Here is a 24094-nt window from a genome sequence, read left to right on the forward strand (position 1 = left end):
ATTCTTTTTAATCTATTGTTCGCTTATGGAACCATTTTGCATTTAAAGATAATCCTATACTTACCTTAATATAATTTTCCTTAATAAGGTCTGCATTTGTTGTTCCTCTTTGGCCGAGCTCAAATCCAATATTAATATTAGAGAAAGGATCGTTAGGAGTATTCATTGGTAAACCAACTCCAAAAGTTATGCCAAAGTCTTTAATACTCTCATTATTAACAACTAAACCTGAATTTCCAAATTTAGTCCCTGCCCTATATGTAATTCGCTTATAATAGTCTGTAAAGGATGTATAGTCTGGTATATAGAACCCACCCAACGCAAATCTTGTTGCATTTTCATAGACCAAATTATCAACGGTAAAAAATGGCGCACTATAGTCATCTAGGCCTTGAAAACTGGTTTCAGTTCCAACAAACCATTTTCTATCTTGGCCAAAACCAATACCTACGGTTGTATTTGTAGGGACCATTATTCCTCTATCTTTTAATCCTAAACGGTCTAAATTTACATCAATATTTTCTATCTCCTGCCCGGTACTCGCAGAAAAAGAGCCAACAGACTTTGTATTTCTAGAAGACATATTAACCTGAGTATCGATACCCAAATAAGTATTCATCCTAACTTTATCTGTAATCATTGGTGTATAATTAGCGGATAATTTAAAATTCCCTCCACTAATATTAGATTTTCTAAAATCAAACGTTCCAAATTGAACATTTTCAACAGTTTGTACTCTTCTGCTTTCTATGGTTCCAAAATTTAGGTTTGCTGTAGCCCCAATATTTATATTTTTTGCCAGTTTATACCCAAGAGAAAAGTAAAGAGTATTTAAGCCTCCATCTCCACTATATTCATTATTTATTAATCCTGCATCTGGATCTGTTAACTCAGAACTAATTCCGTAACCAACGGAACTATATGGCCTTAAGCCAAAGCCTACTCCTAACACATTGTCTATCAGCGGAAACCCAATAGCTAAATACTCTAGGTTTGTCACGGAAGCGTTTTGTTTCTCATCTCCTCCTTTTAATCCTATTTCTTTTCTAGATATGGAAGCAGTATATGTCATTTGCCTCAAATTGGCATATCCTGCAGGGTTATTTAAATTTATATGTATGCTATCTGTGAACATACTGATACCACCCATCATTTGATTTTCAACAGAATTTATACCTCTTAAATCCCCTATACCAAAGTATGAATATGGTGAAACCGTGCCGTTTTGAGCGTAAATAGTACCTGCCATACAGCATACTATTGCAATCGTAATTTTTCTTATCATTTAGTCTTTGTTGTATTCCAGCAAACAGTTAAGTCCCTCTACAAGGAAATTGGAATGCGCAAATATGGTATTTTTTAATCGTTTTGACAAGAATTGAGCGTCGCCGCCTGTTAAAATAACTGTTAAATCCGCAAATCTCGCTTTATATTGGCTAATTATACCATCTATTTCGAAACAAATTCCGTTAACAACACCACTTTGCATTCCTGTTATTGTAGAATTTCCAATAAGCTCAAAATCCCCCTCTTTTTCTACCAATGGTAAATTTGCCGTTTGGTTATGCATTGCATTAAAACGCATAGAAACTCCCGGCGATATCGCCCCGCCTAAATATTCTCCCTTACTAGTAATGATATCATACGTAACACAACTACCTGCATCTATAACCAAAGTATTTCCATTTCTGTTGTGATAAAAAGCGGCAGTTGCCAATGCAATTCTATCTACACCTAAAGTTTTGGGAGTGCCATACCCATTTTTAAATGGTATTTTGGTCGTGGCGTTTAGCACATGTACCTTACAATACACAGAAAGTTGCTTCACATCTTCCTCCCCCAAAGTTCGTACAGAAGAAACAATAGCGTTTTTAATATACGGAAACTCATTAAAAATAATTTTTAGGGAATTTAAAAAATCTAATGGCATTATAGTAGCAAAAGAAACTAGTGCTTTTCCCTTATAAACCGCCATTTTTACTGAGGTATTACCCGCATCAATAATTAAATTCATAGTACAAAGATTAAAAAATGTAAAAAAACTACAACCTTTTTTTGCATTTTTGTTTGGATATCGAAAATTAGAAATTATATTTGCAGCCGCTTAACGGCATGGTGCCTTAGCTCAGTTGGTAGAGCAATGGACTGAAAATCCATGTGTCCCTGGTTCGATTCCTGGAGGCACCACTTTAAAAACCCGAACAGAAATGTTCGGGTTTTTTGCTTTCTTTATCCTGTGAATCAACACTTTCTCTATTCTCCTTAAAATAAAACCATAAGTGAACTCTTTAAGAGTCACAACAGCGCCAATTATACAGATTTATCCTACATATATACAAATTAACATCAAAAATAAGATGTCCATTCGTAAATTAATTGTAAAGTCTCCCCACGCATCGCTTGAGCAATACATTCATAACTAGTAAATAATATACATTATGGCTTCTGTACAATTCAACTTCATTTCGGAGGGCGATAACAATCAATTAGAATTCAACAATGTTCTAATTGAAGTTACAATCCCAATATTTTCTTACACTAGCAAACGGACTGAAATTTTTCGCTATGCTAGTAGTCATATATCTTTTATGGCGTCACAAAACATTAATACTAACACTTATAAAGTAAACTTACCTCTAGATGAACTATCTGGTAAAACTATCGAGGATATTTATGGCTTCTATTTATACCATTTTATTGATATCCTAAAAGATGATGGAATTAATATTAATGATTATTCCTTTAAATTTAACATCACAATCAAGGATGACACTAATCAAATTATAGCCACTCGAGAGTTTGAAGGTATTTACTATTTAAAATCATCCTATTCATCAGATTTTGACCGAAGATTTCATCAAGTAGAATATGAAAAATATATTAGTATTTATGGTGAGGCTAACTCTAAAAAGAAAGACGCACTAAACACCCAAGGCATAACCAACCTTTCCAATCAATATAATAAAAGAGTATTTTTAATTAACAAGGAAGCCTATGAATTATTCAAATATCTATTTGACTCTGGGTATCCTGATAGAGATATTACCGATAAATTTGTTTTGGATTTTATTCAGGTTCTTGTAGATCTTAATGGAGATTATCCCCAATTATCTTCTGAAGAATTTACCATTGGATATACACAACTAGTAGATTTTTTCAAAAAAACAGAATACACAGTAAACAAAGAATTCTTTGATTATTTAAAAAATAATTTTAACAAATTATTTGATTTCCCTATAACTATACCTAAAATTGAAACCTTGGAAATAGGAGGTGAACTGCAAATTATTACGGAAGACGAACTATTAAAACAGGATTTGGATTTTTATGACCTCTTTATGGAATATTTACAAATAAATGGAAAGTCAAAAACCATCAAATACAACTGGACTTTAGCCCAAGACACAATAATAAATAATACAATAAATTTTAAATTTAGTAATGAAGTGCCCTTAATTTCTAACAATGTTTCTGGTCCAATTACCATAAGGGTAAAAGGTTATGATGGGGCAATTTTATGGGAAAAAAAATATAATAAAGAGGATACTACCTTACAGAATCTTGATTTAAAAATTAAAAAATACCCCTCTGGAGAAATTGAAACTGACTCCAATACTGGAAGACCTAAAAGTAATAAGAGATTAAGAGGAAAAGTGCTGCAAAATGGAAACAAATATACTTTAAATGAGCTTACTGTAGTTATTCAAGGGAAAAAGGGGGAAGATGAATTATTTAAAATCATTGGGTCTGCAATGACAGATAAATCTGGAAATTTCTCACTAGACTATCCGTACGGGAATTATCAAGTTGCCCAAGCAATGGTATCGCTAATGCCAAATAGCCCAGTAGATTTAGTAATTAATCTAGAAAATAATAATGAAACAATTTCGGATGATTTTATATTCTTGCTTTTAATTGACGAGGAAATTGTTGTGACCGACAAAGAAACGAATGAACACGACGATTGTGACTGTAATTCTAAAATTAGAGCCAAACGACTACCTGATCAAGAAGATTTAATTAATTCAGATGAATATACTCAAGATATTGGAGGCGCATGTCTAAATCTTTCAACTCCGAACAGGACTTTACGAGAATATAGCTACAACGCCATTGTTCGCGTATCAGACCCAGAAGTAGCCAACTATGTTTTACAAAAAGTAAAATTAGGAAGGAAGGTACAATATAACCTAGTAGGTGATAAAAAAATAATTACCCGTAAAGAGATAGATTTAAATAATCCGATTAGATGGGAAGATGCACCAGACGCCAAAGAAAACTTGTCCCTATATCAATCAGTCACTGTTGCTACAGGACATATACTTCACTATAAATCGGTTTTTAAGGCAGATGGCTATTCATTAGGCGACTTAGTCTACTCGCTACCGTTAGCCCCTGGTCAAAAAAAACAAATCGTTGTATTTGAATCTTCTCATTCATTAACTGGGGCGGAATCACAATCTATCTCACAAGGGGAAAGTCTTTCTGCAGAATTAGTTAGTGATCGTTTTATCACAGATCAATTAAGTGGAGGGTTAAATGAAGATGTCAGTGGCAGAAGTAAAGCACATACATCGGGAATGTCTGCGGGTATAGGAGCAAGTGCATCCTATGGTGGTATTGGTGCTTCATTAGGAGTAGCAGGTGGTTTTTCGAATTCAAATTCGTCTGCTTCACAAAATAGCTCTAGGAGTATCTCTCAGTTTTTTGGCGAAAAATTAAGACAGTCACTTCAACAAAATGCAGAGAGCTATAGACAACTAAATGCCTCTGTAGTAACAACAGTTACAGAAGGACAAGAGTACGGGGTAACAGCTGAAACAATAGCCAATCATAACCACTGTCATTCCCTCACTATGATGTATTTTGAAGTATTGCGTCATTATGCAATATATCAAGAACTTTCTCATGTAGAAGAATGTGTTTTTGTTCCTCTTCTTATGACCAATTTTTCCACAGAAAATATTCATAAATGGAAGGATATTTTAGCTACAAACCTACTTCCAACACCATCAAATACCTATTTAAAAGCATTTTCTTATTTAAGACGACAACATCCATTATTAAGAGCTTTTGATGCCAACGAACGCATTAAAACAGATTATACTAGGGTCGACTTTCCAGATGGAACATATGCCGATGAAGTAATTTCTGAACTAACGGGATATTTAAAAATTAATGTTCATATCCCAAGACCTAAGACCCGTTTCGATAGAATTTTATCCTTTCCTATAATCAAAACAACAATAACTACAGATGCGGGAATAGATGTACCCGGAACAATTCGTCAAAACATCAAGGATACTGTCATAGGTGCCGTTGCACCCTGCGCAGCCAAAGGCCCTAGTATAAAGCGGAATACTACTTCAACGGAGGTTTTAACTAGAGGACAAATTTTTGATATGTTTATGACGTTAGATGCCAATTACGAAACTGTGCCTCCTGCTCAATGTATAAGGGTCAGTTTTGATGGTTCAAATGGAATAAATGTGTTTAACAATTTCGTAGGAATCGTGTTTGATGGAGATGAAACTCCAACTGAAATGGATTTTTTTGCTGGAATGGAAAAAGAGAAAAAATTATGGGAGGCCTATGCTAAAATATTAGATATGGACCTAGAACAACTTTTTAGTTACTTTAACGGAAATGTAATTGCAGACTGGGATAGAATATTTAACGAACACATTGCGCCCCAAGTTGTTAGTAATCTCATAAAAGATAGTTTTGGAAGTGGAGGAGCAAGAATATCTATTACACCCCTTGGAGATATTGATCTTACTGAACAACAAAAATATAAAGGAGGAAATAGAATACTAAAATATTATATAAAGGATAATGGAATACCCGCAAATAAAACCCGTAAATCTATTGAGAAGATAAAAATTGATTTTACCTCTCCACTGACAGGCGAACATCATGATCTGTTTTTTAATTATATAACTTTTAATCTACATAGCATACAAATAAATTACAGGAGTGACTACCATTCTTCAACATTAGTCAATAGAAGTTTGAAAAATGATTTACACGATGACATTGAGAATATATTAACTCCCCTTAACTCTCTTGAGAAAAAGAATCCAAGAAAAGAGGATGAATATATCGTTAATGAACTTATAGAACACCTCAATAGTAGCTTAGAACACTATAATAAAGTCTTATGGCGAAACTTGGATGCCGATAGACGCTATATGCTACTCGATGGGTTTAACATTCAAACTTATACTTCAACTGGTCATAAATCGGTTATGCGTAGCTTGGCATCTGTTGTTAAAAATGAATTGGTAACAATAACAGGTAATTCTATGGTATTCCCGGTAGCTAGTGGTTACCGGGTAGGTCGAAATAATATGATCGAGGAAATAGGCGACAATTTATTCGTAGAAAAATCATTATTTGACTATTACAAACCAATTACACCAATGCCTCCTTACAGGTTAAGTGTACCAACGCGGGGGGTATTTATGGAAGCCATTCAAGGTTCTTGTGATGCTTGTGAAATGGTTAAAGAAAATTCTTCTCAAGATTGGGACAAATTCAGGACAGAAGATCCAACATCGATTGCTCCCGTAGTAACCCCAACACCCACTATAACAGAATACAAACCTGAATATAAAAATTTTGCCACTCCTATGGTAAACATTCAAAATGCACCAGATGCGCCTGCACCTGCTGCGGGATTATCGCAACTCTCTGAAATATTAGGAAATCCGGGGGCTTTTAACGATATAACAGGCTTAGCCAAAAACCAAGATAATGCGATTAAAACTTATCTTTCAAATCAAGAAAACGCCAAAGCTTTTGCTGAAATGTCCAAGAGTTTAGCGACGCAACAACACAATACTCAGAATTCACAAGGAATTGCAGATGGTATTACACAAGCTCGCCAAGCTGGGAATATTACAGATGAAGATGCACAAAACTTAACTAGACAGCATTTGCAACAACAAATCGATGGCGGAGAAAGTGTTAGAGAAACAGCTCAATTTGATCGTGAACAAAATAGACCATCATTAGCTCAAACCGCTTCAGAAGCAGTAAGCAGAGGGCAAACGGTTCAAGCACAACGCACCGATGCTGATGGAACCCATGAGTCAATAAACGTGAGACCTTCTGAAGGAGCGCAACCGATAAATATAAGTTACCAGATTGATAGAATGACACAGCCTACTATGGGTTGCTGGGCAACCGTAGCAACAATGCTAATGAACTGGAAAATGAGGAGAAATAATACAATTGAAGAAGTATTAACAACAACCGGCAACAACTTAAGCCCTGCAATTGAAAATTACTACCTCGATATGTTTATTAACCAAACAGGCTTAGCGGCGTCTGAAAAAAATCAATTCATTGAAGCCTTAGGAATGGAAGCTATGCCATCTGCTAGCTACACCTTACACCAATATTACAATTGGCTGAGCACCTATGGTCCTCTCTGGGTAACCATTGACGCCAACAGTTCTAGTGGATTTTCACCCCATGCCTTATTACTTTTCGGAATGGAAGGAGATTTAAATATTCCAAACGATGTAACCTTTAAATTCGTTAATCCCCAAAATGGTCAGGAGCAATTTGAATTTTTCGATGATTTTATAGAAATGTTCGAACAAATGGTAACTGATAATACAGGGAGTTTATTCTTACAAGTTGTTAGGTTTCGTGACCATTTAATTCAGCAATCAGAAGGTCAAAGCATTTCTAATAACACTCATTGGAACATTCCTTCTTCAACCGTAATTGATTATGCAATCCAGGTAGCGCATGACGAATTTAATACTTGGTGGACAGGAGGGTTGTTAGATAACAATACTAATGGAATAGCAAAAGTTACTGAATATTGGTTGCCACTAAAAGGGTCGGTTTCTGAGGCTGAAGAAACAGCAGAACAAACTGCGCCAACACAAGTGGCTTGGAGTGCTGCATTTATTTCATATTTATTTATGAGGGCTTATTTACATGCGGTAGTTAGCCATTTTCCAAATTCGGCTACATTTAATGGTTATTCACTCGCTGACTATGATACCTTTACCAATATTACTAAAAGAGTTTTATTAAGACATGCAAGCAGTTGTTTAGACAATTTAGGCATATTTAAAGCTAGTGGAAATCACATAAGTTATATTTCAAGAAGCATGCAATTATCTGGAAACACAATCGCTTTATACAATCCTATAGATGAACCTGTACAATTAGGTGACTTAATTGTAAATGGGAGATCAGGAGCTTCGTATGACATAGATGATACTGGTAGAATTACCCCTTCAAGTGGCCAAAGTCACGTGGATATCATCGTGGAGATAGTAGAAATTGATGGAGATAAATTTGCAAGGCTTGTAGGCGGAAATACGACTAATTCCTCAAATAAAGTTGCTTATAAACTTCGCCCAATAGATCTTGATGGAAAATTAGTTCAAGAATCTAATGTAACCAATATTCCATTAGATGTAGTAAATCAAAATATAAGGGACAATATGACCGCAATTGGTTCTGTTGGTTACCATTCAATAACTGGAGTGCCTGGATTAATTAATGGAGCAGGGGATTATGAAAGAATATTAATTAGCGAAACCGATGTATTAGTTAGGTACTTATAGCTACAGTTAAATTATATATAGATAGAATTTTAATATCCAAACCTAAAATGGTGGTTGCTATCGACCACCATTTTCCACTAATATACGACTACAAATTTGCTCCTTTTTAGGTAACCTTATATTTCAATAATTAATTATTATTTGTTTCAGATTTGGTGAAGCAATAAATTCCTTCATCCGTAATATACTAAACAATAACCCAATTTTTTATTTTGGAGACACGAATACTCTACAAAACAGACTGAAACATCATCAAATTCACTATTTTAAATCAAATTTCACCAAAGCAGAAAACTACTGTGTTTCCATTCATACTGTACCTCTCACTGCTAAATTAATTTAACAAAATTGTATCTTTACAAAAACTCGAGCCCCAATGAAACAGTATTATTGTTTGTTTTTTGTTCTATTTTTAACCGTAAACAACTACGGACAATCGTCGATTAAAAAATTATTAAAAAAGCACAATACAGAAAGCATTCCGTATTTATCCATAGATTCCTTACTACAAAAAAGTGATGTTATTTTATTAGACACAAGGGAAGAAATAGAGTACAACACAAGCCACCTTAAAGGCGCTATCTGCGTTGGCTATGACTTGTTTAACATTGAATCTATCACTTCCAAAATTGAAAATAAAAATGCAGAAATTATTGTATATTGTTCTATTGGTATTCGCTCTGAGGATATAGGTGAAAAACTAAAAGCTGCGGGCTATACCAATGTAAAAAATTTATATGGCGGTATTTTTGAATGGAAAAATAAAAATAATCCCATTTATGATGCTAATGACAATGAAACCAACAAAGTGCATACCCATAGTAAGTATTGGAGTAGATTGTTGACCAATGCAGAGAAAATAAATTAACTATCCTTGAAAAAATCGAACCACAACCTCCTACTTATTTTTACGCGCAACCCTGAACTTGGAAAGTGTAAAACGCGCCTAGCCACAAAAGTTGGCGATGAAATTGCATTGGATATTTACAAATTTTTATTAGCCCACACCGTTGCGATAACAAAAAATGTGGATGCCACAAAACAAGTGCATTACTCAACTTCCATTTGGGAGAATGATATTTGGGAGAATGATATTTTTGACAAAAAACTCCAATCGGGCGAAGATTTAGGCATACGGATGCAAAATGCCTTTAAACAAGGTTTTGAAGAGGGCTATCAAAATATTATTGTTGTTGGTAGCGATATGTATGATATAGAAACTAATGATATAGAAAATGCATTTGAACAACTATCTAAACACGATTTTGTGATTGGTCCTGCAGAAGATGGTGGTTATTATTTATTGGGAATGCGTATTTTTAACACAGCAGTTTTTAAAAATAAAAAATGGGGAACAGAAACTGTACTCAATGACACTTTAAATGATTTAAACAACAACACTTTAAAACTGCTGACACCTAAAAACGATGTTGATTATTATGAGGACATTAAAGATATAGAAGTGTTTCAGCCCTTTTTAAAAAATAGAATAGAATGATTAAAAAACAATTAGATGAATCTGTTGCCTATCTAAAAAATAAAGGATTCAATGCTCCCGTATTAGGTATTGTATTAGGAACAGGATTGGGTAAACTAGCAGACGAAATAGAAAACCCAATAGAAGCACATTACAACCACATTCCCTTTTTCCCTTTGGCCACAGTTGAGTTTCATTCCGGAAAATTAATTTACGGCACCTTAGAAGGCAAAAAAGTAGTAGTTATGCAAGGTAGATTTCATATTTATGAAGGCTATGACTTACTAGATGTTACCTACCCCATTCGTGTAATGCATCAGTTGGGTATAAAACATCTGTTTATTTCAAATGCTGCCGGCGCCATTAATTTAAACTATAAAAAAGGGGACATTATGCTCATTGAAGATCACATTAATCTTCAAGGAGGCTCACCGCTAGCCTTTAAAAATGTTTCGCTCTTTGGCGATCGCTTTGTAAATATGAACGAACCTTATGATCTTATCATGCGCAATAAAATAAAAGCAATTGCAAAGAAAGAAGGTATTTCACTACAAACTGGAGTTTATGCTTCTGTTGTTGGTCCACAATTAGAAACCAAGGCCGAATACCGAATGCTTAAAATAATTGGGGCAGATGCAGTAGGTATGAGTACTGTACCAGAGGTCATTGTTGCTAATCATCTAAAATTACCCATCCTGGCTGTATCAGTCTTAACCGATGAATGTGACCCAGACAACCTACAGGCTGTAGATATAACTGAGATTCTAGAAATAGCAGGAAAAACGGAACCAAAAATGATCCGTTTGTTTCGAGAACTACTGAAAAGTATTGAAGCCTAAAAAATACTACAAATTCCTTTTTTTGTATTGCTCCTTAAAAAAAACAAAGCTGTGTTTGTTAGTTTTATAGAAATTGACAGACTTATAAGGTAAAAAATAATGAAAATGAGTTTTAAAATAGGAATTACACTAATCTTGATAACGATCGTAGGTTTCTTTTACACAACCACCACTAATAAAGTAACCGAAATACCTTTTGGTCCCGCACCAAGTCACCAGACATGGAATGTATTATTGCAAAAAAATGTAGCTGAAAATGGAGATGTTAATTACAAAGGGTTTTTAAAAGATATCGATCAGCTCGAAGGATATCTTAGCTTATTACAACAAAATGCCCCAGCAAAAAATTGGTCTAAAAATGAAAAGTTAGCCTATTATATAAATCTATACAATGCAGGGACAGTTAAGCTAATTTTAGACAATTACCCTACCCAAAGTATTAAAGACATAAACGCACCATGGGATAAAAAAATAGTTGCCATTGGTGATGTTAAATTTTCCTTAGGAGCAATTGAGCACAAAATTTTAAGGAAGATGAACGAACCCCGCATTCATTTTGCTATCAATTGCGCCTCTTATTCTTGCCCTAAGCTTTTGAACAATGCATTTTTAGCAAACACAATGGAGGAGCAACTGCAGACTGCAACAAAAGAATTTATAGGAGATGTAACACGAAACAAAATCACAACAGATAATGTACAGTTGTCTGAAATTTTCAAATGGTTTAAGTCAGATTTTACAGAAGATGGAACTTTAGTAGATTTCATCAACAAATACTCAAAAACGAAGATCGCATCAGACGCAAAAATTAAATATACAGATTATAATTGGAGCCTTAATGAAGCAAAGTAAAAGCAACCCTACGCTCAGTATCATTATTCCTGTTTTAAATGAAGAAGCTGCAATAGAACCACTTATTGATGCTATTCGGCAACGGTGCACTGCAGGGAATATTAAAGAAATAATTGTGGTAGATGGCGGCAGTACAGACACTACCATTGCTATTGCCACCATGCTAAACACCACTATTTTACATTCTAAAAAGGGAAGGGCAAAACAAATGAATGTTGGTGCAAATTACGCTACAGGCGATATCCTCTATTTTTTACACGCAGATACAATACCTCCACCTCATTTTGACACTTCAATTTTAAATGCCGTAAACAAAGAGCAGTATGCCGGCTCATTTAGATTGAAATTTGATAACAACAGTTTATTTTTAAAATTTTTCGCTTGGTTTACCCGTATAAATCATAAAATATGCAGGGGAGGCGACCAATCACTTTTTATAACGAAAAATTTATTCACAAAACTAAATGGTTATAATGAAGACTATATTATTTACGAAGACGGTGAATTTATAGCTAGATTATACAAAGAAAAAATATTTATCATTCTACCTGACAAAGTCATTACTTCGGCCCGGAAGTATCAAGAAATAGGTATGCTAAAATTACAATATCATTTTGGCATGATTCACCTTCAAAAAAGCATAGGAAAAAGTCCTGAAGAACTATACAATTACTACAAAAAGAACATCGCTAATTAATTATTTATTTTCAAAATCCAACAAAACACCTTCACTAATCCACTTTGCAAGTGCCTGCCTATTTTCAGGAACCAATATACGCTTCTGATCTTTTTTATTTTTAATGTTCCCAATTTCTATATACGCCATTGCAGGCAGCGTATTTTTAACCAAATAGAGACCACTTCTATCTAAAAAAGTTCCTGTATAATCTCTGCTAGGCTGGTATTTTTTATACTTTGCGTGAAACATTTTATGGATGCTTTCTGCCAAACGTTTACCATTTGTACTTTTTTCGTGATGGTAAAAGAATACATCTATATTTTGCCCCACGCTTCTACTATCTATATGCGTAACAATTAACCTTTGATACATTCCTTTATTTTGAAGATATAAGTCATTTACAGCATCTACTCGTTGTTTTAATCTGGCCAATTGATTTAATGGAATGATTTTATCTGGGTAACACACCTCATCATAATCTACAGTTAATAATTTTTCATCCCGAATACCATCGTTATTATCTCTTATAATAATATAAACTAGAGCTCCATGAGAAATTAATTCCTTCCCTAAACGCAATGTAATATCGTAGGCATACTCATCCTCAGAAATTAGTTTTTTTCCGTATTTTGTTACTGCCCCAGGATCTGGACCCCCATGACCTGAAATTAAATAATAAACTGCCCCGGCTAACTTGCTACTTTTCTTTACTACGGTAGCGTGTTTTTCCCCAAATATAGGATAACCATTTACAGCTGCTTTGGATTCATCATTCCCTTCTAATGTTGCATTTTTGTTTGGTATTTTATACGATTTACCTTCGTATAAATGTTTGCCATTCCTTAAATTACTCTCATTAAGCGCAACAAAATCTGAGTAATAGTGCGATGGATTCATTCCAAAATTCTTTAATAGCGTATAAATACCATCTCCTTTTTTAGCGACCACCGTTTTTAAATCCTCTTGGGCAAAAACAGATGTAGCCATAAAAAACAAAACCAAATAGGGTATACCAATCTTTCTCATCATCTTTCTCTTCTCTTTACTACAAATATTATCAAAAATACTGCCCAATTCCAAAAACCAAGCCTTTTGATGCATTTTTTGTGATACCATAACCATAATCTATCCTAAATATGGCATTAAAAATACGCTTGTGCATAAATCTAATTCCTATACCGGGATATATCCTAATATTTTCATTTTTTATAAAATCATCATAGCCACCACCGGGATTACGCCAAGTACCTCCATCTACAAATGCATTTCCTTGCAATACAAACCAATCCTCATCTAACAAAGTATGCCTATATTCTGTATTCAAAACTATGGAACCTGTTCCTCTGTCTATCCGATTCCCTACTCCCCTTAGGTTAACATTATTGTCTACTGAAAACGGGGCAAATGGTGTTTTATCATTCGTCGCTAGTCCCAATCGCAATCTATTGGCCCAGTTGCCTCGAATGCCAATTCGTCTGTAATACATTAAATCCGTAAATCCAACTAAGAAATTGTCTGAATTCCTATTAGAACTGTTCACATATTGTAGATTTAAAACACTTTTAAAACCCGATAAATATTGAAAATCATATTCAATATTATTGTAATTATACAAGGCCTTATACGAATACTTACGAATGTCTAATTGTTGCGGAATTGCAGGGTTTGTAGCCCCTTTTAAGTAATTGTATTTTTCCCTAAAAAAATTCATTCCTAGGTCAATACTATTTTTCTGATTAAATTGATACAAACCCATAATTTCAAAAGCGGAATTGTGGTATTTGTAATCTGCTGATGTATTATCAAAAAAAACAGGCTCTTGGGTTACAAGGTTGTTATAGCTAAGGGCTACTCCCGTTTTTGAATTAAAGAGGTAAGGCGCTCGTAAGGCTATGCCGTAAGAGTCAAAAATATCCTTTTGATAAAAGGCACCTATGATCATGTTTCGGCCCGTTAAATTAAATTCTTGCAACCCTATTCTGTAGGCAAATTCATCGTTAGATGAGGTATATACATTTGCAAAAGGTATTAGTGTGAAATTTTCTTCAATTGTAAAAACAACCACATATGAGGTACTAGAATTAGAGTGCAATACAAAGGATGCATTGGCTATTGAAGGTAATTTTTTTAATTGATTCACATCCGTTTCCAAGGCTAATGAATCTGCCATTGCCCCTGCTTTTACAGAAACTATTTTTTCTAAAAAAGAAACCTTTGTGTTTTTTGTCCCAACGAAGTCAACTTGATCTATTTTATATTCCTGAGAAAACCCTACCGCATAAAAAAAAAGCAAAGTCAAACTAAAACCCATCTGTTTTAGTTTACTTGTCCCCATAAAACTCTTTTAATACTTGTTCTGCTGGTTTATTTTGGGGGGTAAATCTATTATTGTTTTCCCCTCCTGCTTTTTCATGCCTAATAAACCATTTCCAGACATAACCACCTGCAAACCAATTTTCTTTCCAAAACATTTCTAAGATTGCTTTGGTCGCTATGGCTTGTGCTTCTAAATTTACATTCCCTTCATTTCTATCCACCAACCAAGGTTTGTGCGCCGTATAGTTCATACTTCGATACCCATATTCTGTAAAAAGCACAGGTTTATTTACACTTTTAGATAAGTTCTTTATCTTTTCTTTATGGGTTTGCCATCCTGCTTTTAACTGATCAATGGTAGGATGTTCTTCTTCTGATAGCGGGAAATAAGCGTCTATACCAATAAAATCTATGCTTTCCCAAAAAGGCACACGATCATACTCATCCCAATTGGCGGCATAGGTTAATTTCCCCTTGTAGATAGTCCGTACCTCCTGAATTAGATTGTTCCAAAATATAGGTCTACTCTTTACAAACTGTTCCAGTTCGGTTCCAATACAAAATATTTCAACATTTTCCTCTTGCGCCAATGTTGCGTAATTGATAATAAATTTATGAAATGCCTCTTCTAACTTCTTCCATGCTACTTCATCGTTCATTGTTAAATTCCCCGTAAATTCCCCTCTAGAAATCCAAATATGAGGCTTTAGCATTACTTTGATATTGTTTTTGTGTAGGATTTCGATATACTGTTTGGCTCCAGCCTTTGTTTCTCCAAACCACTGCCTATCAGTATCAAAAATTATTTTAGGAGATGTAATATCACGTATAAAACCAAAAGGCATAACGGCCGCGGAATTCGCATTAATAGATAAAATTGGTGTTACATTTTCTTGATTTATTTCTTCTCGGGATGCCACAAAACTCACCCCATTAAATTTGTCTGCAACCTGACTATTACACGAAAATTGCAGGCAACACAACAATAGCAGTCCAATTTTTTTCATTTTAAAAAGTAATTTGACTCCTAAAATACATTATTTGTAAACGATTTTTTAAAAAATAGCGCGCAATCCTAAATTAAAGGTTTCACCAAGCCCTGTATTACTCCCTGTTACAAAATTAGTATACAGCAATTCTACGTTCAAGGCATTTGTTAATTGGTATTTTGCTCCACCGCCTAATGCTGTATAATTTTGAGCAAAATTATTACCCAAATCGAGCCGTTGAGAGTGTTGCACCAAAGCAAGCAAGGTAAATTTGTAAGTAGGAAAATAACTTAGAAAAACCCCAGGAGTTAGACTTAAGCTGTTGTTGGCAAAACTCTCCTCCCTGTCACCAAAATTCAATTCGGTATTTAGCTCCGAAAATAACTGCCAGTTATCTCCAGGGAAGGTATAATCATAGAAAAATTTATTTTGCCAAATAAACCCTTTCTGATCTAAAAAAACATTGTTCTCTACTTCCTTATTCACCAATGGAATATAAAAAGAACTTTGAATAGAAAAGTTCCCTACAGCTTCAAATGGCACAAACTTAACAGATGGTGCAAAAGCTGTTAAACCAGATCTAGACACACCATCTTCACTGGCAAACTTAAAAACATCAAATGTTTTGCTGCCATCAACAGCATTAGATCGTATTTTTAATATAACCCCAAGATTCCATCTTTTCTGCTCACCAACACCGGTATATGCCTCTACTGTAGATGTAAAATAACTAGCCCTTGGCACCGCAATCTTTGTTTCATATTTAGCTTCGGTCTCTGTATATAAATTATTAAACCATTTTATATCCCACTGCCCTTTCCCAATTAATTTTGAAGGTGTATACTGTTGAATATTACTTTTAGGACCATCATTGTCTTGAGAATACCCTAAAAAAGAAATTAAAAAACTTATTACTATTACAATTGTTATCCGTTGATGCATGGTGTATATTTTATGGTTGGCACTATTCCCTTTTTAAAAATTAATAGCAAATTAGTGATTTGTTATGGTTTGTCGTTGTATATTTAAAAACCTACAACATCCCTTATTTTAAACAAAACTATTCCCTAAATATCACATTTTATGGACAAATGCAATCCATTGATTTCTTATTTAGAGTAAGTATAAATAAAATAACCTTCTTAAGTTTACCTTAATACTTACGACATACAAATTAACATTTTTACATTTTATGGAACATATAGTAATTATTGGCAATGGTATAGCAGGAGTTTCGGCAGCTCGGCATATTCGTAAATTATCAGATAAAAAAATCACCATAGTTTCTGCCGAAACCGAATATTTCTTTTCTCGTACTGCACTTATGTATGTGTATATGGGTCATATGAAATTTAAGCACATTCAGCCTTACGAAAATTGGTTCTGGAAGAAAAATCGTATCGATTTGGTTCAAGGGTATGTTACTAAAATAGATGCCAACCGCAAAGAAATAGTACTAGAAAATACTACGATTTCTTACGACAAATTAATTATAGCCACAGGTTCCAAACCAAATAAATTTGGCTGGCCAGGCCAAGATTTACAAGGCGTACAAGGATTGTACTCAAAGCAAGATTTAGATAACCTTGAAAAAAATGCCCCCAATAAAGAGCAGTGTAAACGAGCCGTAATTGTTGGAGGTGGGCTTATCGGCATTGAAATGGCAGAAATGCTGCGCAGTAGAAAAATACCGGTTACTTTTTTAGTACGGGAAGAAAGTTTCTGGAATGGTGTTTTACCAAAAGGAGAATCGGCACTTATTAACGAGCATATTGAAGAGCACCACATTGATTTACGTTTAGGTACTAATTTAAAGGAAATCATTGCGGATGAACATGGATGCGCCAAAGCTGTAGTAACAGACAAAGGCGATACCATAGCATGTACTGTTGTTGGTCTTACTGCCGGTGTATCACCAAATGTAGATTTTTTAAAAGAGACCGACATTGAAATTGGAAGAGGCGTTCTGGTAAATCGGTTTTTAGAAACAAATAACAAAGACATTTATGCCATAGGAGATTGTGCAGAGCAGCGAGAAGCTATTGGGCAGCGCCGAACCATTGAAGCCGTTTGGTATACCGGGAGAATGATGGGAGAAACTGTGGCGCAAACCATTTGCGGAAACCCACTAGAATACAAACCTGGACATTGGTTTAATTCTGCTAAATTTTTAGATATAGAATACCAAACTTATGGATGGGTATTTAGTGAACAGAGCAAAAATGAGTACGAGGAGCATTTTCACTGGCGACACGCCAAAGAAAAAATCTGTATAACCATTGCATTCCATAAAGAAACGAAACAATTTTTAGGCATTAACACTTTTGGCATCCGAATGCGACATGCAATTTTTGATCGCTGGTTAACACAGGAAAAAAATATGGATTACGTCATGGAATATTTAAAGGATGCGAATTTTGACCCCGAATTTTACAAACAGTACGAGTCTGAAATCATATCCAAATACAATGCAACATATGGAACAACCATTACAGCAAAAAAGAAAAGCTGGAAACGAATTTTTAACAACGTTTAATTTTTAATATGAAAACAATAAAAAATATAGGCCTTGTTATTTTTTTAATCGGACTAGCAACTTTTGCATCCTTAACCGTCATTGGTACCTTTAAAGTAACTCCTGAAATCGTTGATGACTATTTAACAGCAAAAAACATTCAAAGCGAAATTTTTATAAATGACATCAATAATACGCTTGTAAACAAGGAATTTAATGGTATTTCAGGCCTAGCCGCTGTTGTGTCCTCTACTTTAGAGAATGCCAATGCCCAGCATAGAAAGAACAAAGAATACAATAAGGTAATCTACACCAAACCAAGTGATATGGCTGCCGAAATTGGCAAAAAATCAGGTACTGGTTTTATTGTTGAAAACAAAGGCCTTATGTGGTTCTTTACCTTTGGATTTGGCATCATTGGTGCCCTTTTATTTATTGTCCCAAATGTAATCTTCCTCGGTAAAAAAGGCATTAAAAATGATGGCATCTATCACGAAAACGCTACAAATAGAGGTTGGATAGCATGGCTTGTTTTTATCTTTTTGGTTAGCTTCTATATCATACTCTACTTTTTTTCTGAATATACGGTGAACTGGACCTATTTGGTAGACCCCATTAGTGAAAGTTTAAGCGGAAACCCTGCAGGTCATTGGTTTGTTTACGGCTTTATGTATTGTGTGGTCATGAGTGTAATGGCCGTTAGAATGTATATAAAATACCGCCATAATACGTATCAAATGGTCCGTACAACATCCGTACTATTTTTTCAAATTGTATTTGCTTTTTTAATACCTGAAATTATGGTAAGGCTACAAATGCCATATTATGATTTTAAGAATGCTTTTCCATTAGATTATGATTTCTTTTTCCAATGGAACATAAAATCCCTTATCAATACTGGGGGCATTGGACTTTTTATCCTAGTTTGGGGTATTGTACTAACCTTGGTAATTGTGCCTGTAATGGTTTATTTCTTTGGCAAAAGATGGTATTGTTCATGGGTTTGTGGTTGTGGTGGTTTAGCGGAAACTTTAGGTGATCCTTATAGACAACATTCTAGTAAATCTTTATTTTCTTGGAAAGTAGAACGCTGGTTAGTTCACTTGGTATTGGTCTTTGCTGTTGCTATGACAGCAATGACACTTTATAGCTTTTTTACGGATGCCAATACCGTACTCGGCATAAAAACCCAAACAGTACAAAATAGTTACAGCATCCTTATAGGTGCTGTTTTTGCTGGGGTTATAGGCACCGGGTTTTATCCTATTTTTGGAAACAGGGTATGGTGTAGGTTTGGCTGCCCATTAGCGGCCTACTTAGGATTTGTTCAACGTTTTAAATCTCGATTTAGAATTACAACAAATGGTGGACAATGTATATCATGTGGTAACTGTTCTACCTATTGTGAACAAGGAATAGACGTGCGTGCTTATGCTCAAAAGGGAGAAAATATTGTGCGTTCTAGTTGCGTGGGTTGTGGAGTTTGCTCTGCCGTTTGCCCACGTGGTGTATTAAAATTAGAAAACGGACCAGAAGAAGGTCGGATAAACCCAACACAAGTGTTGTTAGGTAATGATGTGGATTTAATGGATTTGGTAAACAAAAAATAAATATGTTTTCTCGCATCCTACTTTTATGCGCTTTACTTCTTGCATCTAGCAAAGGACCTGTTGAAGAAAAGTATGTAAAACAATATTATCCTTCTGGTGAATTGAAAGCAGAAGGGTGGCTGCAAAACAACACCAAGGAAGGATTTTGGAAATTCTACCATAAAAACAAGACATTATCAGCACAAGGACACTTTAAAGTAAATAAAAAAGAAAAGTATTGGTACTTTTACAGTCCAAATGGCATACGCTTAAAAGAGGGGCACTATACCAACAATGAAAAAACAGGTTGGTGGCTCTTTTATGCAAATAGTGGTAGTATTAATCACAAATGCCAGTTGTTACATAATGTAAAAAATGGATATTGTTTGATCTACAAAAACGAAAAACTGACTTCAGCAGAAAAATATAAGAATGGAAAAAAAATTAAAGAATGGTTTAGTCTTGTCAAATTCAAAAAGGAAAACAATATATCCGATTTAAAGTGATGGCAGTAATAAACGTAATTATTCCGGCTTATAACGAAGCAGATTCCATTGGCAAAGTTATTCAAGAAATTCCATCTTCTGTTTCTGAAATCATTGTTATAAATAACAACTCTACCGATGATACCGCAAAAAATGCAAATCAGGCAGGTGCAACAGTACTCACTGAAAACCAAAAAGGATACGGTAACGCTTGTCTAAAGGGGCTAGACTATATTTCCAAAAAGGATGATAAACCTGATATAATCGTCTTTATGGATGGCGACTATTCGGATTACCCCGGGGAATTAACCAAAATAGTAAAGCCAATTATTGAAGATAATATTGATTTTGTTATTGGTGCACGGACCAAAGAACTTCGTGAAAATGGAAGTATGACGCCACAACAAGTTTTTGGAAACAAATTAGCTACAGTGTTAATGAAACTGTTCTTCAAGGCCAAATTCACAGATCTAGGTCCATTTAGAGCTATCAAGTACGATCAGTTACTTGGACTAGAAATGAAAGACAAAACTTATGGGTGGACGGTAGAAATGCAACTAAAAGCAATAAAAAAGAAGCTAACATACGTGGAAATCCCTGTTCGCTATAAAAAAAGAATTGGTGTTTCTAAGGTATCAGGCACAGTAAAAGGTACTATCTTTGCCGGTATAAAAATCCTTGGATGGATATTTAAATACAGCTTCAAATAGTTATGGAAATTGCAATAACATACATTATTATTGGTATCTACAGTTTATCACTCATACTGATTTTTTTTTACAGCTTGGCTCAACTTAATTTACTGATTAATTATTTAGGGTATAAAAAACAAAACAAAGACGCACCAAAATTCAACTTATTAGATGCAAGGGAAGTACCTTTTGTTACCATCCAACTTCCAATTTTTAACGAAGAATACGTAGTAAAACGGTTGTTAGAAAATATTGCAAAAATGGAATATCCTTCCAATAAATTAGAAATCCAGGTTTTAGATGATTCAACAGACAGTTCTGTATTGGACACAGCTGAACAAATAAAAAAACTACAAGAAACGGGTTTAGACATACAACACATTAGAAGAACCAACAGACAAGGATTTAAAGCAGGCGCATTAAAAGAAGGTTTAAAGACGGCAAAAGGTGATTTTATTGCCATTTTTGATGCAGATTTTTTACCGGGTACAGATTGGCTAAAGAAAACTGTACTTTATTTTAAAGATGAAAAAATAGGTGTAGTCCAAACCCGTTGGGGCCATATCAACAGAGATTATTCCATACTAACAAGAATACAGGCTTTTGCCTTGGATGCGCATTTTACACTAGAACAAGTTGGTAGAAATGCAAAAGGACATTTCATTAACTTTAATGGAACTGCCGGTATATGGAGAAAAACTTGCATTATAGATGCGGGTAACTGGGAAGGAGACACACTAACCGAAGATCTTGATTTAAGTTATAGAGCACAATTAAAAAACTGGAAATTTAAGTATTTAGAAGATGTAGAAACACCTGCAGAATTACCGGTTGTTATTTCAGCGGCACGTTCGCAACAATTTCGTTGGAACAAGGGTGGGGCAGAAAATTTTAAAAAATCGGTTTGGAGTGTGGTTTCTGCTAAAAACATTTCCTTTAAAACTAAGTTTCACGGGGTTATGCATTTGCTCAACAGTTCCATGTTTTTATGTGTGTTTCTCGTTGCGGTTTTAAGCATACCAATGCTCTATATAAAAAACAGAAATGAAACCTTGGGATGGGTTTTTGAAGTGACAAGTTTTTTTATACTAAGTACCGTTATTTTGTTTGTCTGTTATTGGTTTACGTATAAAAGTATTCAAGGAAGCGGATTTAGTAAGTTTGTATCCTATATAAAGCTTTTCTTTACTTTCTTTTCTGTGGCCTTAGGTTTTTCGCTGCACAATAGTGTTGCCGTATTAGAAGGCCATTTTGGGAAAAAAAGTGAATTTGTACGTACCCCAAAATTCAACATAAATAGTATTTCTGATAGTTGGAAAGGAAAAAGATACCTTGCTAAAAAACTATCGCCTCATGTGATTTTAGAATTTGGTTTAACGATCTATTTCTTATTTGGCATGTATTCTGCCATTCCCCTAAACGATTTTGGACTGTTTCCCTTTCACTTTATGTTGTTTTTAGGATTTGGCTATGTCTTTTTTAAATCACTATCGTCTAAAATCTAAGTGGTAATAGGTAAAAAATAGTTCTCGATATTGCATCCTTACTAATTTTTACTGTTCTTCGTAATAAATAGCACTATTGTAATGTTACCTAAAATATTATCGTATTGGAGATTACACAAGATTCCTTTAGTACTGCTTGTACTTAGTTTCGCATTCTACTATACCTTTGCGTACCATTTAGATCGGACCAATTTCCTAAAACTCATTAGTTTATCCGCCGCCCTATTCTACCTGTGCTATAAATTAATTCAGTTCGAAAAATGGAACTTTAAATTATTATTAGCCGCGGGGATACTCTTTAGAGTAGTCTTCCTATTTACGGAACCCATGCTCTCCCAAGATTTTTACCGCTTTATTTGGGATGGAGAATTGCTTGCCCAAGGCATAAACCCCTACCTCTATACGCCCGACTATATCATGCAAGAAGGCAAAATCATTATTGAAAATGCAGCACAACTGTATGGTGGTATGGGAGAAATAAGCGCAAAAAACTATAGCAACTACCCTCCTTTAAACCAGCTAATATTTGGCCTTGCAGCCCTTTTTTCAGGAAAAAGTATGTTTGGAGGCATCTTAACAATGAAATTATTTATCCTTGCTGCAGATATTGGCATTCTTTATTTTGGAAAAAAACTATTGGTGAAATTAAACAAATCATCGCACCTTATCTTTTGGTATTTCTTAAACCCCTTAATTATAATTGAATTATCTGGAAACCTTCATTTTGAAGGAGTTATGTTATTTTTCTTTATATGGGCTATGTATTTGATAACAGAAAAAAAATGGCGTCTGTCGGCACCTATTTTTGCCTTCTCAATTGCAGTAAAATTAGTACCCTTATTATTTCTACCTCTTTTTTTAAGGCATTTTGGTTTAAAAAAAACGATCCTATTTTACGTACTTGTGGGAGCAACCTTAGTTGTTATATTTCTCCCATTTATTTCTAAAGAATTTATTTTAAACTATTCCCAAACCATAGGCTTATGGTTTTCAAATTTTGAGTTTAATTCTAGCTTTTATAATATCGTTAAAAAGCTAGCTGAGTTAAATGGCAGCAAAAACTGGGAAACCATTAAAGCTTTTGGAAAAATATCGCCTTATATTACCATAGGCGTCGTTCTCATTTTTTCATTTTTAACCAAAAACAAAAAAATAACCGGACTTTTCACTTCCATGTTATGGGTTTTATGCATTTATTATTTTATATCTACAACAGTACACCCTTGGTATGTGATATTTGTTGTCTTATTAAGTGTATTTACAAAATTTAGGTTTGCCATTGTATGGTCTTCTGCCGTATTTTTAAGTTATTGGGCATACGCCAATCCCAACTATACCGAGCATTTGGGGATATTATCTATTGAATATATTTCAGTATTTGGATTTATGATTTACGAAATACTCAGATTAAAAAGGCAAAATTCACTATTCCCAAAAAACATGGCTGCCCACTAGGTTACTAAAATTTTATTTGTACATTTGGCTTGCTAATGAGTAACAACACAAACATATTATCTAGTTATAGGGTTTCTACACCCACAACTGCGTTTACTCCCATACGC

General features: G+C 34.5%; 18 protein-coding genes and 1 tRNA gene. 13 read left to right on the forward strand and 6 right to left on the reverse strand.

Annotated features, from left to right (window positions below):
- Window positions 1–7: 7 nt before the first annotated feature.
- Window positions 8–1285 (reverse strand): hypothetical protein, encoded by a 1278-nt coding sequence (locus MWU65_RS09255; protein ID WP_247077237.1) that lies wholly within the window; start codon window positions 1283–1285, stop codon window positions 8–10.
- The gene (locus MWU65_RS09260) at window positions 1286–2014 is read right to left on the reverse strand and encodes a type III pantothenate kinase (RefSeq protein WP_247077239.1); all 729 of its coding nucleotides are present in this window, start codon (window positions 2012–2014) and stop codon (window positions 1286–1288) included.
- Between the two features lie 100 nt (window positions 2015–2114).
- Between MWU65_RS09260 and MWU65_RS09265 the strand changes: the two genes are divergently transcribed.
- The 7 genes from MWU65_RS09265 to MWU65_RS09295 all read left to right on the forward strand — a co-directional run bounded on the left by MWU65_RS09265 (window position 2115) and on the right by MWU65_RS09295 (window position 12459).
- Window positions 2115–2187: transfer RNA gene (locus MWU65_RS09265), tRNA-Phe, on the forward strand.
- A gap of 251 nt (window positions 2188–2438) precedes the next feature.
- Complete coding sequence (locus tag MWU65_RS09270) at window positions 2439–8594, forward strand: DUF2272 domain-containing protein (RefSeq protein WP_247077241.1); 6156 nt, start codon at window positions 2439–2441, stop codon at window positions 8592–8594.
- Window positions 8595–8970: 376 nt separating this feature from the next.
- Window positions 8971–9462, forward strand: coding sequence for a rhodanese-like domain-containing protein (locus MWU65_RS09275; RefSeq protein ID WP_247077243.1), 492 nt, complete (start codon window positions 8971–8973; stop codon window positions 9460–9462).
- A 6-nt stretch (window positions 9463–9468) separates the two neighbouring features.
- On the forward strand, window positions 9469–10092 hold the full coding sequence (locus MWU65_RS09280) for a TIGR04282 family arsenosugar biosynthesis glycosyltransferase (RefSeq protein WP_247077245.1): 624 nt from the start codon (window positions 9469–9471) through the stop codon (window positions 10090–10092).
- A complete protein-coding gene (locus tag MWU65_RS09285) occupies window positions 10089–10910 on the forward strand; it encodes a purine-nucleoside phosphorylase (protein ID WP_247077247.1) in 822 nt (273 codons plus the stop codon). The genes MWU65_RS09280 and MWU65_RS09285 overlap by 4 nt, the downstream gene beginning before the upstream one ends.
- Before the next feature lie 105 nt (window positions 10911–11015).
- Window positions 11016–11762: a DUF547 domain-containing protein gene (locus tag MWU65_RS09290; RefSeq protein ID WP_247077249.1), complete on the forward strand. Its 747-nt coding sequence runs from the start codon at window positions 11016–11018 to the stop codon at window positions 11760–11762.
- Window positions 11749–12459: a TIGR04283 family arsenosugar biosynthesis glycosyltransferase gene (locus MWU65_RS09295; RefSeq protein WP_247077251.1), complete on the forward strand. Its 711-nt coding sequence runs from the start codon at window positions 11749–11751 to the stop codon at window positions 12457–12459. The genes MWU65_RS09290 and MWU65_RS09295 overlap by 14 nt, the downstream gene beginning before the upstream one ends.
- Here the strand turns inward: MWU65_RS09295 and MWU65_RS09300 are convergent, their stop codons facing one another.
- Genes MWU65_RS09300 through MWU65_RS09315 form a run of 4 tightly spaced genes read right to left on the reverse strand, consistent with a single transcriptional unit; the run spans window position 12460 to window position 16688 of the window.
- Window positions 12460–13470 carry an N-acetylmuramoyl-L-alanine amidase gene (locus MWU65_RS09300; RefSeq protein WP_247077253.1) on the reverse strand — a complete coding sequence of 337 codons (1011 nt, stop codon included), beginning with the start codon at window positions 13468–13470 and terminating at the stop codon, window positions 12460–12462.
- A 28-nt stretch (window positions 13471–13498) separates the two neighbouring features.
- Window positions 13499–14776 (reverse strand): outer membrane protein assembly factor, encoded by a 1278-nt coding sequence (locus MWU65_RS09305; protein ID WP_247077255.1) that lies wholly within the window; start codon window positions 14774–14776, stop codon window positions 13499–13501.
- Window positions 14763–15764 (reverse strand): glycoside hydrolase TIM-barrel-like domain-containing protein, encoded by a 1002-nt coding sequence (locus MWU65_RS09310; RefSeq protein ID WP_247077257.1) that lies wholly within the window; start codon window positions 15762–15764, stop codon window positions 14763–14765. The genes MWU65_RS09305 and MWU65_RS09310 overlap by 14 nt, the downstream gene beginning before the upstream one ends.
- Window positions 15765–15812: 48 nt before the next feature.
- Entirely contained in the window at window positions 15813–16688 is an 876-nt protein-coding gene (locus tag MWU65_RS09315) for a hypothetical protein (protein WP_247077258.1), read from the reverse strand.
- A 250-nt stretch (window positions 16689–16938) separates the two neighbouring features.
- On the opposite strand from MWU65_RS09315, the gene MWU65_RS09320 reads away from it, so the two are divergent.
- The 6 genes from MWU65_RS09320 (at window position 16939) to MWU65_RS09345 (ending at window position 23987) form a co-directional block, all read left to right on the forward strand.
- Window positions 16939–18282 (forward strand): FAD/NAD(P)-binding oxidoreductase, encoded by a 1344-nt coding sequence (locus MWU65_RS09320; RefSeq protein WP_247077259.1) that lies wholly within the window; start codon window positions 16939–16941, stop codon window positions 18280–18282.
- A gap of 8 nt (window positions 18283–18290) precedes the next feature.
- The gene (locus MWU65_RS09325) at window positions 18291–19871 is read left to right on the forward strand and encodes a 4Fe-4S binding protein (protein WP_247077260.1); all 1581 of its coding nucleotides are present in this window, start codon (window positions 18291–18293) and stop codon (window positions 19869–19871) included.
- 2 nt (window positions 19872–19873) lie between these two features.
- Entirely contained in the window at window positions 19874–20356 is a 483-nt protein-coding gene (locus MWU65_RS09330) for a hypothetical protein (RefSeq protein ID WP_247077262.1), read from the forward strand.
- On the forward strand, window positions 20356–21045 hold the full coding sequence (locus MWU65_RS09335; RefSeq protein WP_247077264.1) for a glycosyltransferase family 2 protein: 690 nt from the start codon (window positions 20356–20358) through the stop codon (window positions 21043–21045). Before MWU65_RS09330 ends, MWU65_RS09335 begins: the two co-directional genes overlap by 1 nt.
- A gap of 2 nt (window positions 21046–21047) precedes the next feature.
- On the forward strand, window positions 21048–22532 hold the full coding sequence (locus MWU65_RS09340; RefSeq protein ID WP_247077266.1) for a cellulose synthase family protein: 1485 nt from the start codon (window positions 21048–21050) through the stop codon (window positions 22530–22532).
- A gap of 81 nt (window positions 22533–22613) precedes the next feature.
- Window positions 22614–23987, forward strand: a complete 1374-nt coding sequence (locus tag MWU65_RS09345) for a mannosyltransferase (protein WP_247077268.1) — start codon at window positions 22614–22616, stop codon at window positions 23985–23987.
- Window positions 23988–24094 lie beyond the last annotated feature (107 nt).

The sequence above is a fragment of the Cellulophaga sp. F20128 genome (genome assembly GCF_023015805.1).
In the GTDB taxonomy this organism is placed as follows: domain Bacteria; phylum Bacteroidota; class Bacteroidia; order Flavobacteriales; family Flavobacteriaceae; genus Cellulophaga.